The organism is Vibrio sp. AND4 (assembly GCF_000171815.1).
Lineage (GTDB): Bacteria > Pseudomonadota > Gammaproteobacteria > Enterobacterales > Vibrionaceae > Vibrio.
Window position 1 is genome coordinate 1 of sequence record NZ_ABGR01000054.1, and the last position, 6,907, is coordinate 6,907.

Here is a 6,907-nt window from a genome sequence, read left to right on the forward strand (position 1 = left end):
ATTGCGTTACCTCACGCCCCTAGAATAGGGTAATTTTCATCCAGTAAAATAGTTAACAACCTGTTTTTGCTTATTTCTAACTCAGCGATGACGCACTAATATCATTGAGTTGCACAATGGCTAATGACAAATCCGATTGTACAAATGGGATAGCTAGCCCTAAGCTTTCTCGGGTGTGAAAGCGATCATTAAGAGAGATATTTATGAAGAAAACAATATTGGCGTCACTAGTTTGCGTCGTGGCTTTAGCTGGATGCAATCAAAAGGAAGAGACCGTGGCACCAACACAATCACAACCGGAAGAGACTGCGGCTGCAACACAACCACAACCGGAAGCGACCGTGGCTGCAACTCAGTCACAACCGGAAACGACCGTGGCAGCAACACAACCAGAAGCGAACCCGATCTGCAGCGCGGCAAACCTGACTGGCGGCTGGTCACAAGCTGAAGTAACGCCTAAAGCTCAACAGGCACTCGATTTTGTTCTCGGTCAGATGAATACTTCAGCTAAGCTGAAACAAATCTTGAGCGTACGTACTCAAGTCGTGAGTGGCATCAACTATGCGATTGAATTCGAAATGGACAACGGTGAAGTTTGGAACACTATCGTTTATCGCTCACTGAATGATGAGATGAAAATAACTCAACCAGCACAACAAGGTCGCATTTGCCCATAAATCAGGCTTGCTGATTTACGATACAAAAGCGCAGATAAATATAGCTTTCCGTACGAAGCCAGTTTTATCTGCGCCGTAAACTGGGCTATACCGGGGCGACGTTAGCTCTCGGTAGCTTAATCGAAATGACTGTCGTCAGCGTTAAGAAGACAAAAGAGACCCACAAACACGCCGCTAACCCCGCCTCTTGGTATACCCAACCAGATAGGACCGTACCAATCAAGCGGCCTAGTGCATTCGCCATGTAGTAAAAACCGACATCCAGTGACACGCCATCGCCTTTCGCGTAACTGACGATCAGGTAAGAGTGCAGAGATGAATTCACTGCAAACACTGCCCCAAAAATCATCAAACCCACGACAATAACAAGCTCTGGTTGCCAACTGGTTTGCACGCCATAAGCAACCGCACCAGTAATCACCGCAAGGGTACCCGCCCAAATAAGAGCCGCGTTGCCATCTGGCACTCGACCTTGTGCTTTACCTGTAATTCGGGGCGCAAAGCCTTGAACAAATCCGTAAGCGATCACCCAAGCCGCAAGGAAGCCGCCCACCATCAAATGATCCCAACCAAATACGCTGCCAAGGTAAATAGGAAGTGCTATTACAAACCACACGTCACGAGCGCCAAATAGGAACATACGTGCAGCGGAAAGAATGTTCACCGATTCTGACTTAGAAAAAATCTGACGAAACTTAGGTTTGCTCTTCGCCTTACCCATATCCGCTTCTAGCCAGATCAAGCTGCATACAAACACAACAGCCAGCACACCTGCCATGATGATCATTGAAGTTTGAAAACCAAACGCTGAGAGCAGCAAACCACCAACGAAGAAGCCCGCACCTTTCAACGCATTCTTCGAGCCCGTTAAGATCGCAACCCACTTGTACAGTGCACCTTGCTGCTCATCTGGCACCAAAGTTTTGATCGCGCTCTTGGCACTCATCTTATTTAAGTCTTTGGCAATACCCGAGATTGCCTGCGCCGCCATTACCCAAGGAATGGTCAACCAAGCATTAGGGACAGCCAACATCAGCAAGGCAAAAATCTGCATCCCTAAGCCGACATTCATGGTTTTGTTCAAACCAAGTCGAGCACCTAACCAGCCACCAACCAAGTTGGTCACTACGCCAAAAAATTCATAGAAAAGGAACAACGAAGCAATGGCGAAACTTGAGTAGCCTAAGTCATGGAAGTAAAGCACCACCAGCATACGTAGTGCGCCATCCGTCAAAGTGAAGTTCCAATAATTGAACGTCACCAACATATACTGACGAATACTTTTGCTTAGTTTTGAAATCATAACGACCTCAGATGTACAGCGTTAAGAGTATTTAGACCATGATGTTCCAAATGCTCTATGACCTGAACACCAGCATTGAGCCATCTCAATACTGGCGCTAAATTGTGAAACAAGAACCGATGAGAAATCTAAATATTATTTATTAATAAACAATAGTTTAAATTTAAAAGCAATAAACAAGAATCACATAAGTTGGTAAGCTATTACGGCATAAAGAGAGCTTTTAGATCATGATGTTCCAAAAGCTCTATAAGCTGATCAAGCGTTTTGAGCTACACGTTCGATGTACTCAACTTGTACTGGCTTTGTGAAAGCACCAGGGCGCAGCGCTTGCACTTCACGTACGATGTCTTCTAGCGCCCAATCTTTCTCTAGCAGTAGGTGCGCAGCAAACAAACCTGTGCGACCAGAGCCACCCATGCAGTGCATTGCAACTTTGCCACCTTGAGCAAGAGTCGCGTGCAGTTTAGGACTCGCTTGTGACCATTTTGCAGCGAACTCTTCGCCCGGAGCACAGTCATCTTCAATCTCAATTTGGAACCATTTCATGCCTAACTGTTGGGTTAATTCGCCCAATGCAGACACATCTTTGGACGCTAGTTCAGCATTATCAAGGGCAGTAACAATCGCTTCTACGCCTTGTTGTTGTAACTGCTCTAATGAAGCTTGTAGCTCCACACCTTTAGTGCCAGGGCATGGCGTCAGCACCAAAGCACCCGTATCTAAATCTAATTGCCATGTAGGATGAGACATTTTAAAACTCCTTATGCCATACCAACATTACGAACCAATTCTGCGGTGCGCGTTGCGTAACCCATTTCGTTATCGTACCAAGCGTAGATCTTCACCATGCGAGAGCCCACTACCATGGTTGATTGCGCATCGACAATCGTGGAACGTTGGTCTCCCTTATAATCAATCGATACCAATGGGCGCTCTTCGAAGCCAAGGATACCTTGTAACTCGCTCTCAGAGGCTTCCTTTAGTAACGCGTTCACTTCTTCTGCTGTGGTATCACGTTTCACATCGAAAATAATGTCTGTCAGAGAAGCATTTGCTAAAGGAACACGAACTGCATGGCCATTAATCTTATCTTTCAATTCTGGGAAGATTTCCACAATCGCTTTTGCACTGCCCGTTGTGGTTGGGATCAGGCTCATGCCACATGCACGCGCACGACGTAGGTCCTTGTGTGGCGCATCCAGAATGGTTTGTGTGTTGGTTAAATCGTGAATAGTCGTAAATGACGATTGTTCGATGCCCAGTTTTTCGTGGATCACTTTCACTACGGGTGCAATACAGTTGGTTGTGCATGACGCTGCGGTCACGATACGATGCAACACAGGGTCGAAGATGTGGTCGTTCACACCGACGACGATGTTTGCTACGCCGTCTTCTTTCACTGGCGCGCTAACCACAACGCGTTTTACGCCTTGCTCAAGGTATTTATTTAGGAATGACGTTGTACGATGAACGCCTGTTGCTTCAATCACAACATCACATTGCCCCCAATTCACCGCATCGATATCACTCTCTTGTGAAGTGCTAATACGTTTACCGTTGATCATCATGTCAGTGCCATCGACTTGCACTGCATGGCTCCAACGACCTTGAACGGAATCGAACTCAAGTAAGTGGCCAAGAGTCGCAGCATCACCCGCGACATCGTTGACGTGGACGAACTCTAGCTCTGGCCAATCAAACGCAGCGCGTAATGCCAAACGACCAATTCGACCGAAACCGTTAATCCCTACTTTAATCGTCATAATCTTCTACCTTTAAGCTTTCGCTGGTTAACAGCACGCTGCACGAGCTTTGTCTTGCAAACGTGAAATATCGTCTTGGTACGCTTTCTTTAGGCAGTTCGAAGCCACCAAGTCATCAATCAATTTTTTCATCCATCCCGGTAATTGCTCGGACAGCTCGTAATACACCCACTGCCCATGACGCTTATCTACCAAGATGCTATTTGCTCTTAGCTGAGCCAGATGGCGAGAAATCTTTGGCTGACTCTCTTGTAATGCATGAACCAAATCGCCAACACAGATTTCCCCTTCGCGAGCCACCAGCATTAAGCAGCGCACGCGAGTCTCATCGGAAAGAAGTTTGAAGAACTGATGTGGAAGCATAAATACATACCTATATATGGATATGCGTATATATTTATCCAAAATGAGGGAAGCGTCAAGTAGTCAAGCTGAACAGTAATAAAAGTTTAATTTTTGCTCTGATTATGCGCTAACGAAGTTCTGACTCCAGCGAACAGCTTCGCCTAGTTCAGATGTCACATCTTCTATTGAAAGGCCGAGTTGCTGAGAGAATTGCTCCACACCCTCCCAATCGGCACGCTCGTAGCATTCTTCGATTGCCAACAACGTCCCGTATTCACCTTGGCGGTGCAAGAGCGCTTGCTGTACGGAAGGGCTGAGTGGTAGTTGCCCAACTAAAGATTCGACAGACAAATCGAGTATCGCATCAAGTATCGATAACAAGCCGATCATAAAACCCTGCTCATTAAGCTGGGAAAAAGGCCGATAGCGCGACATGGCTTCGCAGAATTGAGCGCGTTGCAGTGACAAGTTGTATAGTTCGCTCGGCTTGCTCCCTGAGATATAAGACGCCGCCACTAGCGAAACAAACATCTTAAGCTTCTCTTGTCCCAAATAAATCAAGGCTTGACGAAATGAAGTGATGGCCACTTCCAATGTAGTTGATTGTGTGTTAACAAAGCGCAGCAGCTTATAAGACAGCGTAGCATCTTGAGTAATGATGTTCTCAATCCGGCCAAAATCCGGATCAGGTGCACTTACTTCTCGAAACAGTCTAATCGCCAGAACTTGCTCTGGACTCACGTATTTAGTCTGCATCACTTCAGGCTTGCTGAAGAAGAAACCTTGGAAAAGTTTAAAGCCCGCTTTTTTCGCCGCTTCAAACTCAGCTTTGGTCTCTACTCGCTCAGCCAAGAAACGGTATTTACAGCGACTTTGGGTATGCAGCTTCACCAAATCACAGGCTTTTTCCAACCCCATCGCCATAATATCGAGTTTTACGATATGGACATAAGGTAGAAATCGACGCCAATCATCAGTCAGGGTGAAATCGTCGAGCGCGATCAAATAACCTTCACAATAAAGCTCGCGAATGGCTTCGAACAATTCATCAGTCGGTTGGCAGGTTTCTAGCACCTCAACCACAATTTTGCTTTTCGGCAAACTTCTTGGTAAACGGCGCAATAAGCTTTGTTGAGGAAAATTAATAAAGCAGCGTGACGATTCAATCATCGGATTAGTTCCGACAGAGAGGAAGTTCTCTACAATCAATCGGTACGTTGCCCTGTTTGAATCGATGTGTGCAGGATAGGCATTACTTTCACCGTCACGGAACAACAACTCATATCCCAGCGTCTGTCTTTTACAGTTAAAGATAGGCTGGCGGGCAACATACGCATTTTTCATTCGAAATTACTGTGCTTTTTATAATTTATCACTTAGCAGCCGCTAATAATGCACCACATCCCATGAACAGTGAACCGAATACTTTATTAATTTTGCCCATAATCTTCTCTGAGCGAATAAATCGTCCCAATTTTGCGGCCAAAGTGGTGTACCCCAACATCACAAACGCATCAATCGTCACCGTGGTCACACCCAAGACCAACAACTGAGTCAACTGGTCTTTCATTGGATCAATAAACTGCGGGAACAATGCCACCAAGAACACAATCGATTTCGGGTTGGTAAGGTTGATAAAAATAGCTTTATACAACAGAGCAGTACCTGATATGCCTTGGTGACTTTCGGTTGCAACCAAGCCGGACGTATCACGCCACTTTTGAATACCAAGCCACACAAGGTAAGCAGCACCAACCCACTTAATCGCAGTAAATGCCATTGCCGATTGCGCCACCAAAGCACCAATACCAGCACCGACTAGCGCAATATGAATAGCCAAACCGATTTGCAAACCAACGATGGCACCTAATGACTTGCGCGTACCGTAACTCAACCCGTTACTGATTGAGTTGACGGTACCTGATCCCGGAGCCAAACTAAAAACAATTGCTGTTACTACATAGGCTAACCAAACGTGGGTATCCATTGCATTTCCTCAATAATTCTTCGATGATACAGCGCGTAAACAACGCATCTTCAGGTAATCGACCAATGGCTATTAACCATTCACCTTTGACTTATACTCAAGAGGCTTTATTTGAGCAAGCAATAGGTGGCCCGATCGCGGCACTGTGGCAAGAACGCCAAGAAGGCTTCATAAAAGGGACCGAGAAAAAGAAAATCTACTGGTGTAAACTCACCAACCCCAAGCACACAAAAGCTGTACTGATTGTCAACGGCCGCATTGAAGCTTGCTGGAAGTACCAAGAGTTGTTCTATGATCTGTATCGGCAAGGTTATGACGTTTTCTCGTTTGACCATCGAGGACAAGGTTTATCAGATCGCCTAATACCTGACTCAGACATGGGTCACGTCTATGACTTTAATGATTACATTGAAGATATGGAATTGGTGTTAAAGCACCTTAATTTAAGCGAATACCACCAGCGTTTTATCATTGCCCACTCAATGGGGGGAGCGATCGCCACCCGCTACCTGCAAACCCATCCAGAACACAACTTTGATGGTTTGATACTGAGTTCACCCATGTTTGGTATCAACTTGCCTTGTTATCTTAGCCCTATCGCGATCCCGCTTTCACAAATCCTTGCGGCAGTTTCCCTACAGCCAAACTACGCACCAGGTCAGCAGAAATACCATTCAAAACCGTTTGAAAATAATCCACTTAGCCAAAGCTACGATCGTTATCATTGGTTCCGTGGTTTATACCGCGATAAACCTGAACTGCAAGTCGGTGGCCCGAGCGCGCGCTGGGTATGGCAAGGCTTGATGGCAGCAAAACAATGTATTTTACT

At 45.9% G+C, this 6,907-nt stretch carries 8 protein-coding genes; 2 read left to right on the top strand and 6 right to left on the bottom strand.

Annotated features, from left to right (window positions below; translation table 11 throughout):
* The first annotated feature begins 203 nt into the window (after positions 1–203).
* Positions 204–677, top strand: a complete 474-nt coding sequence (locus AND4_RS18075) for a cystatin domain-containing protein (protein ID WP_009844428.1) — start codon at positions 204–206, stop codon at positions 675–677.
* Positions 678–762: 85 nt separating this feature from the next.
* Here AND4_RS18075 and arsJ read toward each other — a convergent pair whose 3' ends face one another.
* From arsJ to rhtB, 6 genes are all read right to left on the bottom strand, one after another.
* Complete coding sequence (gene arsJ, locus AND4_RS18080; protein ID WP_009844429.1) at positions 763–1,980, bottom strand: organoarsenical effux MFS transporter ArsJ; 1,218 nt, start codon at positions 1,978–1,980, stop codon at positions 763–765.
* Positions 1,981–2,238: 258 nt separating this feature from the next.
* Complete coding sequence (locus AND4_RS18085) at positions 2,239–2,733, bottom strand: cyclin-dependent kinase inhibitor 3 family protein (RefSeq protein ID WP_009844430.1); 495 nt, start codon at positions 2,731–2,733, stop codon at positions 2,239–2,241.
* Positions 2,734–2,744: 11 nt separating this feature from the next.
* Positions 2,745–3,746, bottom strand: a complete 1,002-nt coding sequence (locus AND4_RS18090) for an ArsJ-associated glyceraldehyde-3-phosphate dehydrogenase (protein WP_009844431.1) — start codon at positions 3,744–3,746, stop codon at positions 2,745–2,747.
* A 27-nt stretch (positions 3,747–3,773) separates the two neighbouring features.
* Positions 3,774–4,109: a metalloregulator ArsR/SmtB family transcription factor gene (locus AND4_RS18095; RefSeq protein WP_009844432.1), complete on the bottom strand. Its 336-nt coding sequence runs from the start codon at positions 4,107–4,109 to the stop codon at positions 3,774–3,776.
* Positions 4,110–4,211: 102 nt separating this feature from the next.
* Positions 4,212–5,435 carry an EAL and HDOD domain-containing protein gene (locus AND4_RS18100; protein WP_009844433.1) on the bottom strand — a complete coding sequence of 408 codons (1,224 nt, stop codon included), beginning with the start codon at positions 5,433–5,435 and terminating at the stop codon, positions 4,212–4,214.
* A 28-nt stretch (positions 5,436–5,463) separates the two neighbouring features.
* Positions 5,464–6,078 carry a homoserine/homoserine lactone efflux protein gene (gene rhtB / locus AND4_RS18105; RefSeq protein ID WP_009844434.1) on the bottom strand — a complete coding sequence of 205 codons (615 nt, stop codon included), beginning with the start codon at positions 6,076–6,078 and terminating at the stop codon, positions 5,464–5,466.
* 65 nt (positions 6,079–6,143) lie between these two features.
* Between rhtB and AND4_RS18110 the strand changes: the two genes are divergently transcribed.
* Positions 6,144–6,907: alpha/beta fold hydrolase (locus tag AND4_RS18110; protein WP_009844435.1), on the top strand; the 764-nt coding region annotated here is incomplete at its 3' end.

Coding starts and splice junctions, on each gene's coding strand:
- AND4_RS18075 (WP_009844428.1), top strand. CDS start 204: ATGAAGAAAACAATATTGGCGTCACTAGTTTGCGTCGTGGCTTTAGCT.
- arsJ (WP_009844429.1), bottom strand. CDS start 1,980: ATGATTTCAAAACTAAGCAAAAGTATTCGTCAGTATATGTTGGTGACG.
- AND4_RS18085 (WP_009844430.1), bottom strand. CDS start 2,733: ATGTCTCATCCTACATGGCAATTAGATTTAGATACGGGTGCTTTGGTG.
- AND4_RS18090 (WP_009844431.1), bottom strand. CDS start 3,746: ATGACGATTAAAGTAGGGATTAACGGTTTCGGTCGAATTGGTCGTTTG.
- AND4_RS18095 (WP_009844432.1), bottom strand. CDS start 4,109: ATGCTTCCACATCAGTTCTTCAAACTTCTTTCCGATGAGACTCGCGTG.
- AND4_RS18100 (WP_009844433.1), bottom strand. CDS start 5,435: ATGAAAAATGCGTATGTTGCCCGCCAGCCTATCTTTAACTGTAAAAGA.
- rhtB (WP_009844434.1), bottom strand. CDS start 6,078: ATGGATACCCACGTTTGGTTAGCCTATGTAGTAACAGCAATTGTTTTT.